Raw genomic sequence first — 15,916 nt, 5'->3', positions numbered from 1 at the left:
ACACATGATGCCGCCCAGGAAACAGCAGGTACTCGCTCATTCCAGTCCCTTCACCGGGCTACCATCCATCGACACCACATGATCCCAGGAGGAGGGGCCTCGGGATGCACCGCCTTCTACGCCGTGCTTCGACGGTTGCTGTCGTCCTGCTGCTGACCGCCTGCGGGACCGCGAAGCGCCCCGCAGTGCCTTCGCCGAGCGTGCCGCCGACCAGCACGGCAAGCCCGAGCCCGGCAACTTTCCGGTACAACGTCAACCAGTTGCAGACCGCGCTCCCGGTGGCCGTCGGCCGGCATCGGTTCGAGTCGAGCATCTATACCTATCCGGTGAGTATCGGCTGGACATTGCGCGCCGATCCGCTGGACGGGTGGACCGTGGTCCCCGCCGAATGCCGGGCGATCATCTGGAACGGCGGACACCCTGGCCGTCCGGGTGATTTCATCGCGCCCGAGACGCCGTCCGCGAGCGCCACAGCCGAACTCGGGCCCCGGATGGCGGACGATCTCGAGCCCAACCTCCGGGTCTCGGTCATCGAGCTGACCGGTGCACTCGCGGACAAGTATCTGGACATGTTCAAGCCGACCCCCGCCGAGTGCGCGCACGTCACGGTGAACGGAGCGCAGCGCGCGTCGGCTGTGGAGCGAGCTGTTCCCGGCTTCGGGGAGCGCTCGCGGTTCATCGCTCGGAGCTTTCCGGCGTTGGGCAAGGCCTGGACCGAGCACATCCTGAACTACCGCACGAGCCGCTATGTGGTGGAGGTCCGCTGGGACGGCGAATCCGTTCCCGACTCGGCCTTCTTGGCCTTCGCCCGCAAGACCCGGGACCGGTTGACCGCCGCGCTCAAGGGCTAGAGCAGGTCCCAGGTGAGGGGGGTGCCGGCTTGGGCTTGGGTGCGGAAGGGGCGGCCTTGGACTTGGGGGAAGAGGTCGGGGGCCAGGCCGCCGGCGGGGCGGATGGAGCGGACGTTGTCGGGGGTGATGAGGTCGCCGGGGTGGACGTCCTGGGTGACGTAGAGGGACCGGCGGAAGCGGAGGACGTTCTGTTCGGCTTGTTTGGGGCCGATGACGGGTTTGCCGAGGGAGAGTTGGGCCACTCGGGTGCTTTCGACGAGGAGCTCGAGTTCCCAGGGCTCCAGGGAGAAGGCCGAGTCGACGCCACCGTCGACGCGCTTGAGCGTGACGTGTTTCTCGATGACGGTGGCGCCGAGGGCGACGGCTGCTACCGCGGCGCCGATGCCCATCGTGTGGTCGGAGAGGCCGACCTGTACGTCGAGGGCGTCGCGGAGGACCGGGATGCCGCGGAGGTTGGACTGTTCCGGCGGGGCGGGGTAGCTCGCCGTACAGGAGAGCACGATGATCTGCTCGTTGCCGGTCGAGCGGGCGGCGCGGACGGCGGCGTCGATGTCGGTCAGGGTCGCGGAGCCGGTGGAGATGATGATCGGCTTGCCGGTCTCGGCCATCCCGCGGACCAGCGGCAGGTCGCCGATCTCGTTCGACGCGACCTTGTACGCCGGGACGCCGAGTTTCTCCAGGAAGTCGATCGCGGTCCGGTCGAACGCGGACGAGAACGCGATCATCCCGAGCTCGGCCGCCAGTTCGAAGATCGGCTCGTGCCAGGCCCACGGCGTATGCGCCTCGCGGTACAGGTCGTAGAGCCGCGCGTCGCTCCACAGCTCGTGCTCGGACGGCAGCCGGAAGGCCGGCAGGTCGAGGTCGAGCGTCATCGTGTCCGCGGTGTACGTCTGCAGCTTGAGCGCCTGCGCCCCGGTCTCCGCGACCGCCCGGACGATGTCCTTCGCCCGCTCCAGGTCGCCGTTGTGGTTCCCGGACATCTCGGCGATGACGAACGGCTGGTGCTCCGGCCCGACCGGGACATCGCCGATTTCGATGGTGGTGTTCATGCTTTCCCCTGTCGACGATCCTCTTTGCGCAGGCTGATCGGTATCACGGTGAGCTCGCGTCCGTCGGCGTACCGAGTCTCCGGGGTGCCCTCGGTGAACCGGAAGCGCCGGTTCATCTGCCGGACCACCGCGTTGTGCTCCAGCACCTCCCCGGTCAGTACGTCGAGCCCGAGCTCGTCGAACGCGTACGTCGTGGCCTCGCGCATGATCTCGATCCACGCCGGCAGCGTCTCCCCGCGCTCGGCGAGCCCGTCCGCGTCGAGGAAGAACCCCCAGGCGCCCGTCGTACCGGCGAGGTCGAAGAAGTTCACCACCCCGGCGGTCGCGCCGTCGCGGGTGTAGATCAGCACCCGTCGCGACGGGTCGACGGACGTCTTCGCCCACCAGGCGGTGTGTTCGTCGGCGGTGATCTCGTGCGCGGTGATGCTCACGTCCCGGTTCGCCTGCTGGTTCCGCAATCGGCGGATCGTGTCGACGTCGTCTTCGGTCGCGGTCCGCAGCATGGTCCTAACCTAGCGTCTTCTCTAAACACGGCTGGTGTGTAAACATCTTTCCATTTCACCGGAATGCATAGTCGGAGAGTGACATGAGAGTCTGGCGAACCATGGGTGTTCTGGGTGCGACCGCGGGTCTGTTGCTGGGCGGGCTGACCGGCACGGCCTCGGCCACGGATCAGCAGGCGTGTACGCCGAGCACGTCCACCCCGCTCCGGCAGTTCCGGGCGAGCTGGATCTCGTCGGTGGTGAACATCGACTGGCCGTCGAAGACCGGGCTGAGCGCCGCGCAGCAGCAGGCCGAGCTGATCGGCTGGCTGGACGACGCGGTCCGGCAGCACCACAACGCGGTCGTCCTGCAGGTCCGCCCGACCGCCGACGCGTTCTGGCCGTCGAAGGTGGAGCCCTGGTCGCAGTACCTGACCGGCCACCAGGGCGGCGACCCCGGCTACGACCCGCTGAAGTTCGCGGTCGCCGAGGCGCACAAGCGGAACCTGGAGTTGCACGCCTGGTTCAACCCGTACCGCCTCTCGATGGGCACCGACCTGAACGCGCTCGTCCCGACGCACCCGGCGCGGCTGCACCCGGACTGGGTCGTCTCGTACGGCGGGAAGCTGTACTACAACCCCGGCATCCCCGCGGCCCGCAAGCTGGTCGAGGACGCGATCATGGACGCCGTCTCGAACTACGACATCGACGGCGTGCACTTCGACGACTACTTCTACCCGTACCCGGTGGCCGGCCAGACGTTCGACGACGCCGCGACGTTCGCGCAGTACGCCGACGGCTACACCGACCTGCAGGCCTGGCGGCGGCACAACATCGACCTGCTGATCAGCGAGCTCAGCCAGAAGATGCACGCGATCAAGCCGTGGATCAAGTTCGGCATCTCGCCGTTCGCGGTCTGGCGGAACAAGGCGACCGATCCCGAGGGGACCGACACCACGGCCGGCGTGCAGACGTACGACGACCTCGCCGCCGACACCCGCAAGTGGGTCCGCGAGGAGTGGATCGACTACATCGTGCCGCAGGTCTACTGGGCGCAGGGGTTCGCGCCGGCCGACTACAACAAGATCGTGCCGTGGTGGGCGGACCAGGTCCGCGGGACCCACGTGCACCTCTACATCGGCGAGGCGACGTACAAGGTCGCTACCTCGACGCAGTCGCCCGGCTGGTCAGTGCCGACCGAGCTGAGCAATCACCTGGCGTTCGACAGCGCGATCCCCGAGGTCAAGGGCAACGTCTACTTCTCCGCGAAGGACGTCCGCGCGGACCGGCTCGGCGCGACCTCGCTGGTCAACGCGAACTGGTACTCACGGCCCGCGCTGATCCCGGCGATGCCCGCGCTCGACTCGCGGCCGCCGCTCCCGGCGCATGCGGTGCACGCCGCGCGGACCGCCGACGGCGTACAGCTGAAGTGGTCGCGGACGTCGGCGGACACCACGTCGTACGCGATCTACCGGCGGGAGCTGAAGGGCGGCGACCACTGCCCGGACAACGACGCGCGGAACCTGATCGCGACGGTGCGGTCGACCGGGGCGGCCGAGTCGTACGTCGACAGCACGGCGACGCCCGGGACGGCGTACCTGTACTCCGTGACCGCGCTGGACCGGCTGTCTAACCAGAGTGTGGCGATCCCGGCGGTGTCGATCCGCTGATCGTCGGGCTGCTCGGCTGGTACGGCGGAATGGTCGTCGGAAAGCTTCCCGTCGGGAAACTCCCGGTCGGGAGGCTGACCGACGGGAACGGCACGGTCGGCTGAGTCCCGGTCGGGACGCTCGGCGTCGGGAAGGGGCTCGTCGGGAAGGGGCTCGACGGCGTGCTCGGGTCGCCGGGCGAACCGCTGGTCGACGAGCTGGGGAACGGCGTCGACGGCTGGTCCGTGGGGCTCTGGGTGGGCGACTTCGACGGGTACGGGTTCGCGGGCGGCGGCGGATAGATCTGGTAGACGCGGACCGTCCCGAGCTGGAACCGCAGTTCGGTCAGCTTGTCCAGGTTCTTCGGCGGCGCCGTGACCCGCTCGTCCAGCAGCAACCACTGCACGTCGTACTTCGACCGCAGTGTCTCGATCGTCTGCCGGGTCGGGTTGCTGAACACCTCGTCGTTCAGGTCGAGCAGATCCTGGTCCCAGTACGGCCCCTGGACGCCTGCGGGATAGCTGTCGTCCACCCGCGCCTGGTACGACCATCCCTGCACGAGCACGCGCCGCTCGGCGTACCCGGCGATCCAGTACGACCCGGTCGCGCAGTGCGACGCCCGCGCCTGGTGGCAGTGCAGGTTGGTCGCGATCCGGTCGTCGGACCCGGAGTTGCGCCGGATGAACCGGGCTGCCTCGATCCCGCCCGGCGCGATCGAGTCGTACGACGTCAGCGGCGGGTTCGCGAACCGCCGTACGGACGCGACCGTCGGCGACGCCGTGGTACCGACCAGCACCGCGACCGCGATCACCGCCCAGGTCCGCCGGGAACCGCGCAGTACCAGCCCGAACACGCCGATCCCGAGCGCCGCGATCACCAGCGCGACCGCGAGCGTCTGCCCGAAACAGTTCGCCGAGGTGCACGAGCGCGGCGACTGGTGTCGGCCCCAGTAGATCGCCGCGACGCCGATCGCGACCGCGACCGCGGCGATCCAGTACTGCCGCCGTTCCAGCGACCCGAGCCCCCAGGTCGCGAGCAGCACCCCGAACAGGAACCCGGTCCGGACGAAGAACAGTTGGGTGTCCCCACGATCCGCGAGCAGAACCGCGCCGAGAATCGCGGCCACGAACCCGGCCAGCAGGAACACGACCATCACGTCGCCGCGCTTGATCAGCAGCGCCCCGGCCAGCGGCATCACCCAGCCGATCAGGACCACCGCCGCGATCACGGTCACCGCGGCGCCGCCGCCCGTCCGTTCCGCCAGGCTGTGGAACGTCGCCCCGGGATCGAACCGCACCGTCGACGCCGCGCCGCGCAGTACGAAGAAGAACGTGAGCGCGTACGCCGCCGCGACGCCGACGCCGAGGACCAGCCCGCGCAGGTTCAGCCGGCCGCGGCGTACCGTCAGGTAGATCCAGGCGACCGCGAGCCCGGTGGCGTACACGGGCAGCGTCGTCGCCTTGGTCAATGCCAGCGCCGCGACCAGCACTCCGGCCGCGACGTACAGCCGGAACAACTGCGCGCGGGTCGTCCCCGGCTTCCGCCGCAACAGCACGGCTGTCACCGCGATCAGCGGCAGCAGCAACACCGTCGAGAACGCCTGCGGCGGGTTCGTCAGCCCGCCCAGCGAGAACGGGCCGTCCGCGAACACCCGGTCCGACACCGCCCACGGCCACGCGACCAGGTCACCGCCTGCGACCACGAGACCGGCGCCGATCGGCGCCGCGACCGCGCGACCGGTCAGCAGCATCCCGACGGCGGCCGCGCCGAGCACGGTCAGCAACATCCACGCGAACGGCACCATCCGGTGCGTCAGGACGTCGAGCGGCACGGTCGTGATCCAGTGCGCCGACGCGATGTGCTCGTACGCCGCCCAGTGACCGGTCAGCCAGCCGCCGTCGGCGTACGGGATCCGCGGCGGGAAGTGATGGGTCAGCTCGGCCGCGACGGCGAGGTTGTGCGGCGCGTCCGAGTTCGACCGCAGCGCATCGGCGCCGGTCAGCGGGACGAGGTGCGACCCGACCCGGACGAACCACGCGGCCGCGACACCCACCGCGACCATCACGCCGGCCACGGACCACCACGGCGTCGGCCGCTCGGCGAGCTTGTTCCGCGGCAGCGCCCGCCACATCCCGAACGCCAGCGCCGGCATCAGCAGCGCCGCGAACGGCATCTTGAACAGCATCCCGAGCGGATACAGCAGCGCCTCGGCGGCCATCCCGAACGCCGTACCGAACACGACGTCCGCGGACCGCCAGCCGACCCCGCCGGTCAGCCGCCGCCAGAACATCGTGCCCGGGATCACGATCACGACCAGCAGATAGCCGAGGTACGCCGCCGGCATCCACACCGGGTGCTCCTGCAGCGCCACGAACCACGCGATCGGCAGCACGGGCAGCGTCACCATCGCCGCGGTCAGCTTGCCCCGTCCGGCCGCTCTGATCATCGGGCGATTCTAGGGGGCCGACCTGTCCACGCCCTGGCCGGTCCGACGGAATGTGACCGGTCCGGCGCGCGAACCGTTGGTGACTCCGGGAGGTCCGACGCTAGGCTTCTGGACTATGAGTTCGGTGGATCGGAGTCGGGTCAGGGAGTTGATGGGCGCGGTGCTGGCGGCTCAGGGCCGTACGTTGCCGGCCGACGACACGGCGGACCTCCGCGAGATCGGGTTCCGGTCGCTGGACTTCTCCGAGCTGGCCCTCCGGGTGGAGGACGAGCTCGGCGACGAGCTGAACTTCGATGCCCCCGGGCTGCGCCGGATCGCGACGGTCGGCGACGTACTGGACTTCATCGAGCAACTCCAGTCCGCGTGAACACGCGGCGCCGCACCACCGCGCTGATCGGCGACGACAACACCGTCGTCGTCGCCGGCAAGCGGCTGACCTGGCGGACGCTGCACAAGCTCCCGCAGCTGCCGTCACCGGCGGCCGTGCTGGTCGCGAACGGCGGCGACGCGCTGGCGGCCCTGCGGCACCACGCGGTGCACGGCACCGAGCTGCTGGTCGCGACCGAGTCCCGCGTCGACGAGCTGATGCGCGAAGAGCTGGGCGAGTCCGGTTTCGCCGTCGTTCTGCCCGATGGGGAAGTCACCCCGGCCCGGCTGAAGCGCGTCGAGGAGTCCGGCCGCGCCTGGCTGCTGACCTCCGGTTCCACCGGCCGCCCGAAGCGGATCGGCCACACCCTCGAGTCGCTGACCACGGTCACCGCCGACCAGCCGCCGCGGACCTGGCTGCTGCCGTACTCACCCGGCACCTACGCCTGGTGGCAGGTGGTCACGCTCTCGCTGACCCAGGCCGACCAGGGCCTGGTCGTCATCGAGCCGCACGAGCTGGAGGACTGGCCCGCGATCGCCGCCGAACACGGCGTCACGGCAGCCTCCGGTACGCCGACCTTCTGGCGGCAGGCGATCTACCGCGACGCCGACGCGCTGGCCGCCGTACCGCTGGAGCAGATCACGCTCGGCGGCGAGCCCGTCGACCAGGCGATCCTCGACCAGCTCCGGGAGATCTTCCCGAAGGCCCGGATCTCCTGGATCTACGCCTCCTCCGAGGTCGGTGCGTCGATCGTGGTGCACGACGGCAAGGCCGGCTTCCCGAAGTCCTGGCTGGACCGCGACCCGGACCCGGAGCGGCCGGTGCTGAGCGTCGAGGGCGACGAGCTGGTGATCCGTTCGCCGCACCACGGTGCCGGGCTGGTCGGCGCGGTGCACACCGGCGACCGGGTCGAGTACGACGGCGACCGGGTGCTGATCACCGGCCGGCTGGACACCGACGAGATCAATGTCGGCGGTTCCAAGGTGTCGGCCGGCGTGGTCCGGAACGTGCTGATGGGCCACCCGGGCGTCTCCTGGGCGCGGGTGTTCGCGCGCAAGGCGCCGCTGGTCGGCCGGATGGTCGCGGCCGAGGTGGTCACGAACGGTTCGCTCGGCCCGATCACCGACGCCGACCTGGTCCAGTGGTGCTCAAGCCGGCTGCCGGACTACGGCGTACCGCGGCGGATCAGGTTCCTCGACGAGATCCCGCAGAAGGAAACCCTGAAGAGTGATGTCTGAAACCACCGTCCCGCCGGCCTCGGTCGTCCTGGTCTCCGGCGGGTCCCGGGGCCTCGGCCTGGCAATCGTCGGCGACCTGCTCGCCGCGGGTGTCAAGGTCGCCGCGTTCGCCCGCACGGTCACGCCCGAGCTGACCGCACTGGGCGGGCAGTACCCGGACCAGCTGCACTACGGCTCCGTCGACGTGAACGACGGCGCCGCCGGGCAGACGTTCGTCCGGGCCGTGGAGGAAAAGCTCGGCCCGATCGATGCCCTGGTCAACAATGCCGCGATCGGCCAGGACTCGCTGCACGTCCACACGTCCGCCGACCACCTGGCCGAGATCATCCAGACCAACCTGACGTCGCCACTGGTGCTGACCCGCTTCGTCCTCCGCCGGATGCTCGCGAAGGGCCTGAAGGGCCGGATCGTCAACATCACCTCGATCTGCGCCCAGCGTGGCTACCCCGGCCTGGTCGCGTACTCCGCCACCAAGGGCGGGATGGACGCGGCCACACGCTCGCTGGCCCGCGAACTCGGCGGCCGCATCCTCGCGAACGCGATCGCCCCCGGCTTCTTCGCCTCCGAGATGTCCGCGGTCCTCGGCCAGACCCAACTCGACCAGATCGTCCGCCGCACCCCCACCGGCCAACTGACCGAACCGGCCGACGTCCTCCCCCTGGTCAGGATGCTCCTGCTGGAAAACACCAACATCAACGGCCAGGTCCTGGTCGTCGACGGCGCAGCCTCGATCTAGCGCCGTACGGTGACGATGAAGCTGGTGGCGTCGTCGGCCGCGGGTTCCTCGGTGTCCTCGTCGAGGAGTGCGACCACCTGCAGGCCGGCTTCGACACAGAGGCCGCGGAACGAGGCCGGCGTGTGCCAGTGGATGATCCACTCGCGGTCCGCGATCTCGGTGCCGTCGGCATCGATGCGTTCGTACCGCGCGGTGGTGATCCGGGTGCGCCGTTCGCGGTCGTAGGTCTCGGACAGCGGCGTGTACCTGAGCTCGACGCCCGCGTCGTTCGTCGACCGGCTGACCCCGAGCTCGTCGGCGGGCGTCGGGTCCGGCACCCAGAGCGGGATCAACGCCGTACCGTCGTCGGTCAGCGCCGCGCGGATCGCGACCAGCGCCCGCAGTGCGGTCTCGTCGTCGGCCAGCAGGTTGAAGGTCGGACCGGCCAGGTAGATCGACGCGTACTGCCGGTCCAGACTCAGGTCTTCCATGCGCTGCTGGAAGACCTGAGTCGTGACACCACGCTTCGCCGCGTTGGCGCGGCATCGTTCGACCATGTCGCCGGACGAGTCGACGCCGTCGACCTCCAGCCCCGCGGCACACAGCTCGAGCAGCGGTTCGCCGTCGCCGCAGCCGATCTCCAGCCCGGGTTCACCGTGCGCCTTGACGAACTCCAGATACGGCTCCGGGGCGAAGGCCTCCGACTTCAACTTCGCGTACGCGTCGACCACGATGCCGGAGTAGAAGTCCGCAGGTTCCATGTCCGGCACCGTTTCACGCCGCGCCGCCGTCCGCCAGCGGATTAGGCCGCGTCGACCTCGGTCCGGAACCACTTCCACGGGCGGACGGTGAGGATGATCATCGTCAGGCTGAGGGCGGCGTACACCAGCGAGCCGATGAAGGCCGCGTGTACGCCGTCGACCAGCACCTCGCGGGGGATCCGGGACGTCGAGTTGCGGCTCGCCGTACCGAAGATCGTCACCAGGATGCCGAGCCCGAGGGCGCCGCCGACCTGCTGGACGACGTTCAGCATGCCCGAGGCTGCGCCGGAGTCCTCCGGTGCGACACCGGAGATCGCCCGGCCGACGAGCGGGATGAAGATCATCCCGGCGCCCGCGCCGAACAGCAGCAGCGGACCGACCACGTCGTGCAGGTACGTGCTGCTCGCGTTCAGCTGCGTCAGCCAGACCGTGCCGAGGGTGACCAGCGTCGACCCGGCCAGCAGCAGCTTGCCGCCGTCGATCCGCTGGACCAGCTTCGGTACGACGCGCGACGCGGTGAACAGCAGACCCGTCATCGGCAGGAAGGCCAGCCCGGCCGCCAGCGGATTCAGCGCGAGCACCCCCTGCAGGTACTGCGTCAGGAAGAAGAACATCCCGAACATCGTCCCGACCACGAGCAGCATCGTCAGGTACGACGCCGACCGGACCGGCGAACGGAACAGCCGCAGCGGCACGATCGGGTGGCTGACCCGCCGCTCGACGAGCACGAACGTCACCAGCAGTACGACGCCGGCAGCGAACGCGACCAGCACCTCCGGCGACGACCAGCCCTTCTCGGCGACCCGGATGAACCCGAACACCAGCGAGGTGATGCCGAGCGTCGACGTCAGCGCACCGGCGATGTCGAAGCGGCCGGTCTCCCGCTCGGTCTCGGTCAGCACCCGGCGGGCCGCGATCACCAGCGCGATCCCGATCGGGACGTTGATGAACAGCCCCCAGCGCCACGACACCCAGTCGGTCAGCATGCCGCCGAGCACCAGGCCGACGCTACCGCCGCCGGACGAGATCAGGCTGTAGTAGCCGAGCGCCTTCATCCGCTCGGGACCTTCGCGGTAGGTGAGCATCAGCAGCGTCAGCGCCGCCGGGGCTGCGATCGCGCCGCCGATGCCCTGCAGGACGCGGGCGGCGAGCAGCAGTTCGGCGTTCGGCGCAAGACCGCCGAGCAGTGAGGCGAGCGTGAAGATGCTGACGCCGGTGACGAACACCCGGCGGCGGCCGAGCAGGTCGCCGGCCCGGGCGCCGAGCAGCAGCAGACCGCCGAATGCGAGCGCGTAGGCGTTCTGCACCCAGGACAGGCTGGACGGGGTGAAGTGCAGGGCCTGCTGGATGTGCGGCATCGCGATGTTCACCACGGTGCCGTCGAGGATCACCATCAGCTGCGTGACCAGGATGACTGCGAGAACTACCCCGGGGCGCCGCGTGGGCGTGCCGGGATCGGCGCCCGCCGGCGCCGCGGTTGTTGCCGACATATTGCTCCTTACCCCAGTGGGGCTACAGTTGTGAGAGAAAGCGGAGACTTCCTCCGGATACAATACGGAGGCATCCTCCGCTTTGCAAGCCATTTGCGGAGCAAAGCAGTCAAGTACTGTTTGTTGGCGACACCTCGGGAGGAGGCTGGATGGTGCCGGAACCACTGCCCTGTACGCGGCCGACCCGCGCGGACGCGGCCCGGAACTACGACCGCCTGGTGACGGCCGCCCGGGAGACCTTCGCCGAGCACGGCACCGACACCTCGCTGGAGGAGATCGCCCGACGCGCCGGCGTCGGGATCGGCACGCTCTACCGCCGTTTCCCGAACCGGACCGCGCTGCTCGAAGCGGTCTACGTCGACGAGATCCAGTCCGTCGTGGACCGGGCGTACGACTTCGACAAGGAGCTCGGCCCGTTCGAGGCGCTGGAGGCCTGGCTGCGCAGCTTCGTCGGGTACGGACTGTCGAAGAAGAGCCTGTCGCACGAGCTGACGCTGGCGATCGGCGCGCAGTCGCCGTTCTTCCAGGCCTGCAAGACGAACGTCCAGGCGGCCGGGAATCTCCTGCTGGACAAGGCGAAAGCGGCCGGCGAGGTCCGGTCCGACGTGGAGCTGATGGACCTGCTGCGGTTGGTCGGCGGTATCACGCATTCACCGGAGACGCCGCCCGAGCAGGCGCATCGGCTGCTCGACATCGTATTGTGCGGGCTCAGGCCCGTAGCGCAGCCAGCGCAGGGTTAGCCGCGTCCCGCTCGGTGTACTTGAGCGGCAGGTCCGGCCAGGCGATCGCGAGCTCCGGGTCGAACAGGTCGACCGCGACCCGCTCCGGCGACCAGTGTTCGTTCACCAGGAAGTTGTATGTCGTGTGCGGCGTCAGCGTGCAGAACGAGTTCCCCACGCCGCGCGGTACGTAGAGCGCGTCGGCCGTCCCGAGCTCGAACGTCTGCACCCGGCCGAACGCGGCACCGGGCCGCAGTTCGACGATCGCGGCGAACACCCGGCCGGACGTCGGCGACAGGTACTTGTCCCACGGCTCGGCGTGGATCCCGCGCACGACCCCGGCGTCCTCGAAGTACGCGACGTTGTGCTGGACGACGTCCATCCCGAGCTCGGCGAGCTTCGCGCGGTGGAAGTTCTCCTTGAACCAGCCGTCCGGGTTCGGCTGCAGCTCCAGCTCGATCCGCAGCACGCCATCGATCGACGTCTCGTGCACCTTCATCGGCGCACCTGCCGACGCGCGTCGAGGGTGGCCTGGTCCGCGGCGGTCAGCCCGGCCTCCCAGCCGGCGCCGTTGGTGATCCGGGTCCGCCGAGTCGTCGTGTTCGGGAACAGCGTGGTGAACAACGCCTCCACCCGCTCCTCGCGTTGGCTCAGGGCCGGCAGCAGCCGCTCCGCCTCGGTCTGCGGTACGGCGGCCTCCGCGGCGGCCGCGGTCGCCTGCAGCCGCTCGCCGATCCGCATCGCATACGCCATCAGGAACGACTGCCGGAACGACCGCGTCCGCCCAGCCTGCTTGCCCGCGGCAAGCATCGCGCGATTCGCCTGCACCAGCAGGGAGGTACTGAGGATCTCGGTGTGCTGCAGATCCAGCTCCGCGCCGACGACCGTGACGACGGCCAGCGAGTCGATCACGACCGTCCGGCACCGGTTCGCCGCCGCGACCGCGCCGACGAGCTGCGCCTTCGCCGACACGTACGGCGTCTCCACCCACAACCGGCGGGCCGCCGAGTCGTCCGGCAGCTCCTGCTCCGCCTCCACCAGCGCACTGTCCAGCGAGAACTTCGCCATCAGCTCCTGCGCCTTGCCCGACAGGGCTTCCGCTTCGTCCGGGAACTCGGTCGCCTCCGCCTTCGCGAGCAGCGCCCGGATCCGCGCGAGCATCTTCCCGTTCGCCGGTACGGCGGCGCGCCCCGCGCGGGCCGGCGCACCGGGCAACGGAAACAGCCGGGCCATGATCGGCAACGTCTGCAGGAAGCCCGCGAGCGACAGCGCGTGATGGAGAACGAGGAACCGCCCGACCCGCGCCTCGGCCGCCCACGACGTGAAGCTCAGCTCCGCGAACGGCCCGCCGACGCCGATGTCGGTCAGCTGGTCGAGCCAGCGCGGATCGATCGTGTCGGCGCGGTACGCCTGGTGTTCGGCGGAGATCGCCGCGAGCAGCAGCGACTCGATCGCCGGATCCAGCTCACGACGCCCGTACTGCACGACGTCGGCCGGGGACCAGCCGCGCTCCCACGCCGCGCGGACCAGACCGGTGAGAAACCCTTGCAGGCAACGATCCACCTGCGCCCGGTCGCGCTCGTCGAACGCCCCGAGCCGCGCCAGCTGCCCGTCCGCCCGGTCGTCACGCCGGGCGATGCTCGCTGCCGCGATCGGTAACAATCGCAGGACTTCCTCGTCACTCACGCCGCAGAGTCTGGCACCGCGAGTGTTTCCCGCTCAACCGGGATCCCGATCCCTTGTGGACAACCCGTTGTTTCTGAATCCTGTGAGACGAGAAGGGGGGAGGACCACTCATGACTCAACTAGCGGAAGGACTCGACGGCCTGCGGACGAACCTTCGGGGATTCGTCCTCGCGCCCGGTGACAAGGGGTACGACGAGGCCCGGCGGGTCTGGAACGGGGGGATCGACCGGCAGCCGGCCGTGATCGCCCGGTGCCGGAGCGCGGCCGACGTCGGCCGGTCGGTGCTGTTCGCCCGTGCCCACGGACTGGAGATCTCGGTCCGCGGCGGTGCGCACAGCACCGGCGGGAAATGCGTAACGGACGGCGGACTGATGATCGACCTCAGCCTGCTGAACCAGGTGACGGTCGATCCGGAGACCCGGCGGGCCCGGGCAGCCGGGGGCGCGCTGCTCGGGCAGCTCGACGCCGCGGCGCAGGAACACGGCCTGGCGACGCCGGCCGGGATGGTCAGCCACACCGGCGTCGGCGGACTGACGCTCGGCGGTGGCATGGGCTGGCTGACCCGAAAGCACGGGCTCAGCATCGACAACCTGGCCTCGGTCGAGATCGTCACCGCGGACGGCCGGATCCTGCGCGCCTCGGACGACGAGCATCCGGACCTGTTCTGGGCGGTCCGTGGCGGCGGCGGCAACTTCGGCGTGGTCACCGAGTTCGAGTTCCGGCTGCACGAACAGCAGCCGATGATCCAGTTCGGGCTGGCGTTCTGGGACCTGGACCGCGGCGCCGAGGTACTGCGGATGGCCCGCGAGGTGATCGCGAAGCTGCCGGACGACGTGAACATCGTGGTCGGCGCGGTGAGCGCTCCGCCCGCGCCGTTCGTGCCGGTGGAGTACCACTTCCGGCCCGGCTACGCGCTGATCGTGAACGGCTTCGGGGCGGCCGAGGAGCACGCCGCGGTGATGCGCGAGATCACCTCGACGGTGCCGCCGCTGGTCGAGTTCTCGAGCCCGATGCCGTACGTCGCGTTGCAGCAACTGCTCGACGAGGCGAACGCGTGGGGCTTCCTCGCGTACGACAAGGGCGTGTACATCGACGACTTCACCGATGACGTGATCCAGGTGATCACCGAGCACGTGCCACTCAAGAAGTCACCGGGCTCGGTGCTGCTGTCGTACCGGCTCGACGGGGCGTATTCCGCCGTACCGGACGACGCCACCGCGTTCAGCGGCAGCCGGACTCCCGGGTACGGGCTGTTCCTGATCGCGCTGGCGCCGACGCCGGACCTGTTCGAGCCCGACCGGGAGTGGGTGCGGACCTTCTGGGACGCGATGGTTCCGGTGAGCCGTGGCATCGGCAGCTACGTCAACGCGGAGAGCGACACCGACGACGACCGGATCCGCGCGTCGTACGGCGCGAAGTACGACCGCCTGGCGGCGATCAAGGCGACGTACGACCCGGACAACGTGTTCCACCTGAACTCGAACATCAAGCCAGCGCGAGTTGGTAGTTGACGTACTTCTGGTGGGTGCCGAAGCCGAGCTTCTCGTACAGGCCGAGTGCGCCGGTCGGGTTCTCGGCGTCGACGCCGAGGGCGCCGCGCTGGTATCCGGCGCGTGCGGCCTCGGCCAGCACCTTGGCCAGCGCGGCGCGAGCCAGGCCGCGGCCCCGGTACGCGCGCCGGGTCCCGACCTGGCCGATGTACAGCTCCCGGATCCCGGTCGCCGCGGTATCGGCCGGGTACTCGTAGCAGTTCACGTACGCCGCCACCGTGTCGCCGTCGGTCACCACGTACGACTGCGCGCCGCGGAACGCCCGTGAGGCGATCGTGCGCGACCGCCAGACCTCGGGCGTGGGCCGGGTCCAGCCCCAGTGGTCGGAGAACGCCTCGAAGTGCGCCTCGCGCAGCGCGTCCTCCCGCGCCGGGTCGAACGGGCCGAGCTCCAACCCGTCCGGCAGCGGTACGTCGGGGACCGGCTCGTCGAGCGGGCGCCGCATGTCGAAGTAGTACCGCACCGGCTCGAAGCCGAGGCCGGTCAGCAGCTCGGTCGCGCCGGCGTTGGTGATCACCGCGCCGGCCGCGACATACCCGGGAACCTCCGGGAACGTCGCCTCGTGCAGCTCCCGGGCCCGGTCGATGATCCACAGCGTCAGCTCGGTCCCGAGGCCGCGCCCGCGCCAGCCGGGGTGCACGACGGCGTCGGTCCGCACCCGGTCGATGTCGGTCACGGACTGCGAGGCCATCGCGAGCCCGTAGCCGGCCAGCTGGTCGCCGGCCCAGAGCGAGAGCGTGTCCCGCTCCAGGACCAGGCCCGGCCGGCTCAGCTCCTCGGCGAGATCCTCCGCGTCGAAGTTCTCCCCGTCCTGGTCGACCACCACCTTGGCGGCCACCAGCACCGCCATCGCCGCGGCGTCGTTCAGCGTCAGCGGGCGGGCCATGATCCCGTCAGGCAAGTCCATGGGTCG

15 protein-coding genes are annotated in these 15,916 nt (G+C 69.9%); 7 read left to right on the top strand and 8 right to left on the bottom strand.

Annotated elements, in window-relative coordinates; translation table 11 throughout:
- Window positions 1-104 precede the first annotated feature (104 nt).
- A complete protein-coding gene (locus ACXJJ3_RS19555) occupies window positions 105-851 on the top strand; it encodes a hypothetical protein (protein WP_458171642.1) in 747 nt (248 codons plus the stop codon).
- Here ACXJJ3_RS19555 and pseI read toward each other — a convergent pair.
- Both pseI and ACXJJ3_RS19545 read right to left on the bottom strand, forming a co-directional pair.
- On the bottom strand, window positions 848-1,900 hold the full coding sequence (gene pseI / locus ACXJJ3_RS19550; protein ID WP_458171641.1) for a pseudaminic acid synthase: 1,053 nt from the start codon (window positions 1,898-1,900) through the stop codon (window positions 848-850). The two genes, ACXJJ3_RS19555 and pseI, sit on opposite strands and share 4 nt — an antisense overlap.
- Complete coding sequence (locus ACXJJ3_RS19545) at window positions 1,897-2,403, bottom strand: GNAT family N-acetyltransferase (RefSeq protein WP_458171640.1); 507 nt, start codon at window positions 2,401-2,403, stop codon at window positions 1,897-1,899. Before ACXJJ3_RS19545 ends, pseI begins: the two co-directional genes overlap by 4 nt.
- Before the next feature lie 101 nt (window positions 2,404-2,504).
- Between ACXJJ3_RS19545 and ACXJJ3_RS19540 the strand changes: the two genes are divergently transcribed.
- Entirely contained in the window at window positions 2,505-4,052 is a 1,548-nt protein-coding gene (locus ACXJJ3_RS19540) for a glycoside hydrolase family 10 protein (protein ID WP_458171639.1), read from the top strand.
- On the opposite strand, the gene ACXJJ3_RS19535 is transcribed toward ACXJJ3_RS19540, so the two are convergent.
- Complete coding sequence (locus ACXJJ3_RS19535; RefSeq protein WP_458171638.1) at window positions 4,012-6,477, bottom strand: hypothetical protein; 2,466 nt, start codon at window positions 6,475-6,477, stop codon at window positions 4,012-4,014. The genes ACXJJ3_RS19540 and ACXJJ3_RS19535 overlap by 41 nt on opposite strands.
- A gap of 115 nt (window positions 6,478-6,592) precedes the next feature.
- On the opposite strand from ACXJJ3_RS19535, the gene ACXJJ3_RS19530 reads away from it, so the two are divergent.
- The 3 genes from ACXJJ3_RS19530 to ACXJJ3_RS19520 are packed head-to-tail and all read left to right on the top strand — an operon-like array spanning window position 6,593 to window position 8,818.
- The gene (locus ACXJJ3_RS19530) at window positions 6,593-6,844 is read left to right on the top strand and encodes a phosphopantetheine-binding protein (protein ID WP_458171637.1); all 252 of its coding nucleotides are present in this window, start codon (window positions 6,593-6,595) and stop codon (window positions 6,842-6,844) included.
- Window positions 6,841-8,082: an AMP-binding protein gene (locus ACXJJ3_RS19525; RefSeq protein WP_458171636.1), complete on the top strand. Its 1,242-nt coding sequence runs from the start codon at window positions 6,841-6,843 to the stop codon at window positions 8,080-8,082. Before ACXJJ3_RS19530 ends, ACXJJ3_RS19525 begins: the two co-directional genes overlap by 4 nt.
- On the top strand, window positions 8,075-8,818 hold the full coding sequence (locus ACXJJ3_RS19520; protein ID WP_458171635.1) for an SDR family NAD(P)-dependent oxidoreductase: 744 nt from the start codon (window positions 8,075-8,077) through the stop codon (window positions 8,816-8,818). Before ACXJJ3_RS19525 ends, ACXJJ3_RS19520 begins: the two co-directional genes overlap by 8 nt.
- Here the strand turns inward: ACXJJ3_RS19520 and ACXJJ3_RS19515 are convergent.
- Both ACXJJ3_RS19515 and ACXJJ3_RS19510 read right to left on the bottom strand, forming a co-directional pair.
- Complete coding sequence (locus ACXJJ3_RS19515) at window positions 8,815-9,558, bottom strand: class I SAM-dependent methyltransferase (protein ID WP_458171634.1); 744 nt, start codon at window positions 9,556-9,558, stop codon at window positions 8,815-8,817. The two genes, ACXJJ3_RS19520 and ACXJJ3_RS19515, sit on opposite strands and share 4 nt — an antisense overlap.
- 41 nt (window positions 9,559-9,599) lie before the next feature.
- Window positions 9,600-11,048, bottom strand: coding sequence for an MFS transporter (locus ACXJJ3_RS19510; RefSeq protein ID WP_458171633.1), 1,449 nt, complete (start codon window positions 11,046-11,048; stop codon window positions 9,600-9,602).
- A 149-nt stretch (window positions 11,049-11,197) separates the two neighbouring features.
- Here ACXJJ3_RS19510 and ACXJJ3_RS19505 point away from each other — a divergent pair, with 149 nt between their 5' ends.
- The gene (locus tag ACXJJ3_RS19505) at window positions 11,198-11,788 is read left to right on the top strand and encodes a TetR/AcrR family transcriptional regulator (protein ID WP_458171632.1); all 591 of its coding nucleotides are present in this window, start codon (window positions 11,198-11,200) and stop codon (window positions 11,786-11,788) included.
- Here the strand turns inward: ACXJJ3_RS19505 and ACXJJ3_RS19500 are convergent.
- Window positions 11,757-12,266 (bottom strand): dTDP-4-dehydrorhamnose 3,5-epimerase family protein, encoded by a 510-nt coding sequence (locus tag ACXJJ3_RS19500; RefSeq protein WP_458171631.1) that lies wholly within the window; start codon window positions 12,264-12,266, stop codon window positions 11,757-11,759. The genes ACXJJ3_RS19505 and ACXJJ3_RS19500 overlap by 32 nt on opposite strands.
- The gene (locus tag ACXJJ3_RS19495; protein WP_458171630.1) at window positions 12,263-13,453 is read right to left on the bottom strand and encodes a DUF2786 domain-containing protein; all 1,191 of its coding nucleotides are present in this window, start codon (window positions 13,451-13,453) and stop codon (window positions 12,263-12,265) included. The genes ACXJJ3_RS19500 and ACXJJ3_RS19495 overlap by 4 nt, the downstream gene beginning before the upstream one ends.
- 110 nt (window positions 13,454-13,563) lie before the next feature.
- On the opposite strand from ACXJJ3_RS19495, the gene ACXJJ3_RS19490 reads away from it, so the two are divergent.
- The gene (locus ACXJJ3_RS19490; RefSeq protein ID WP_458171629.1) at window positions 13,564-14,964 is read left to right on the top strand and encodes an FAD-binding oxidoreductase; all 1,401 of its coding nucleotides are present in this window, start codon (window positions 13,564-13,566) and stop codon (window positions 14,962-14,964) included.
- Here ACXJJ3_RS19490 and ACXJJ3_RS19485 read toward each other — a convergent pair.
- Window positions 14,939-15,910, bottom strand: coding sequence for an N-acetyltransferase family protein (locus ACXJJ3_RS19485; RefSeq protein ID WP_458171628.1), 972 nt, complete (start codon window positions 15,908-15,910; stop codon window positions 14,939-14,941). The genes ACXJJ3_RS19490 and ACXJJ3_RS19485 overlap by 26 nt on opposite strands.
- Between the last annotated feature and the right edge of the window lie 6 nt (window positions 15,911-15,916).

This window comes from Kribbella sp. WER1, from assembly GCF_054189145.1.
This window is presented reverse-complemented; position numbering and strand designations above follow the sequence as displayed.

Coding starts and splice junctions, on each gene's coding strand:
- ACXJJ3_RS19555 (WP_458171642.1), top strand. CDS start 105: ATGCACCGCCTTCTACGCCGTGCTTCGACGGTTGCTGTCGTCCTGCTG.
- pseI (WP_458171641.1), bottom strand. CDS start 1,900: ATGAACACCACCATCGAAATCGGCGATGTCCCGGTCGGGCCGGAGCAC.
- ACXJJ3_RS19545 (WP_458171640.1), bottom strand. CDS start 2,403: ATGCTGCGGACCGCGACCGAAGACGACGTCGACACGATCCGCCGATTG.
- ACXJJ3_RS19540 (WP_458171639.1), top strand. CDS start 2,505: ATGGGTGTTCTGGGTGCGACCGCGGGTCTGTTGCTGGGCGGGCTGACC.
- ACXJJ3_RS19535 (WP_458171638.1), bottom strand. CDS start 6,477: ATGATCAGAGCGGCCGGACGGGGCAAGCTGACCGCGGCGATGGTGACG.
- ACXJJ3_RS19530 (WP_458171637.1), top strand. CDS start 6,593: ATGAGTTCGGTGGATCGGAGTCGGGTCAGGGAGTTGATGGGCGCGGTG.
- ACXJJ3_RS19520 (WP_458171635.1), top strand. CDS start 8,075: ATGTCTGAAACCACCGTCCCGCCGGCCTCGGTCGTCCTGGTCTCCGGC.
- ACXJJ3_RS19515 (WP_458171634.1), bottom strand. CDS start 9,558: ATGGAACCTGCGGACTTCTACTCCGGCATCGTGGTCGACGCGTACGCG.
- ACXJJ3_RS19510 (WP_458171633.1), bottom strand. CDS start 11,048: ATGTCGGCAACAACCGCGGCGCCGGCGGGCGCCGATCCCGGCACGCCC.
- ACXJJ3_RS19505 (WP_458171632.1), top strand. CDS start 11,198: ATGGTGCCGGAACCACTGCCCTGTACGCGGCCGACCCGCGCGGACGCG.
- ACXJJ3_RS19500 (WP_458171631.1), bottom strand. CDS start 12,266: ATGAAGGTGCACGAGACGTCGATCGATGGCGTGCTGCGGATCGAGCTG.
- ACXJJ3_RS19490 (WP_458171629.1), top strand. CDS start 13,564: ATGACTCAACTAGCGGAAGGACTCGACGGCCTGCGGACGAACCTTCGG.
- ACXJJ3_RS19485 (WP_458171628.1), bottom strand. CDS start 15,910: ATGGACTTGCCTGACGGGATCATGGCCCGCCCGCTGACGCTGAACGAC.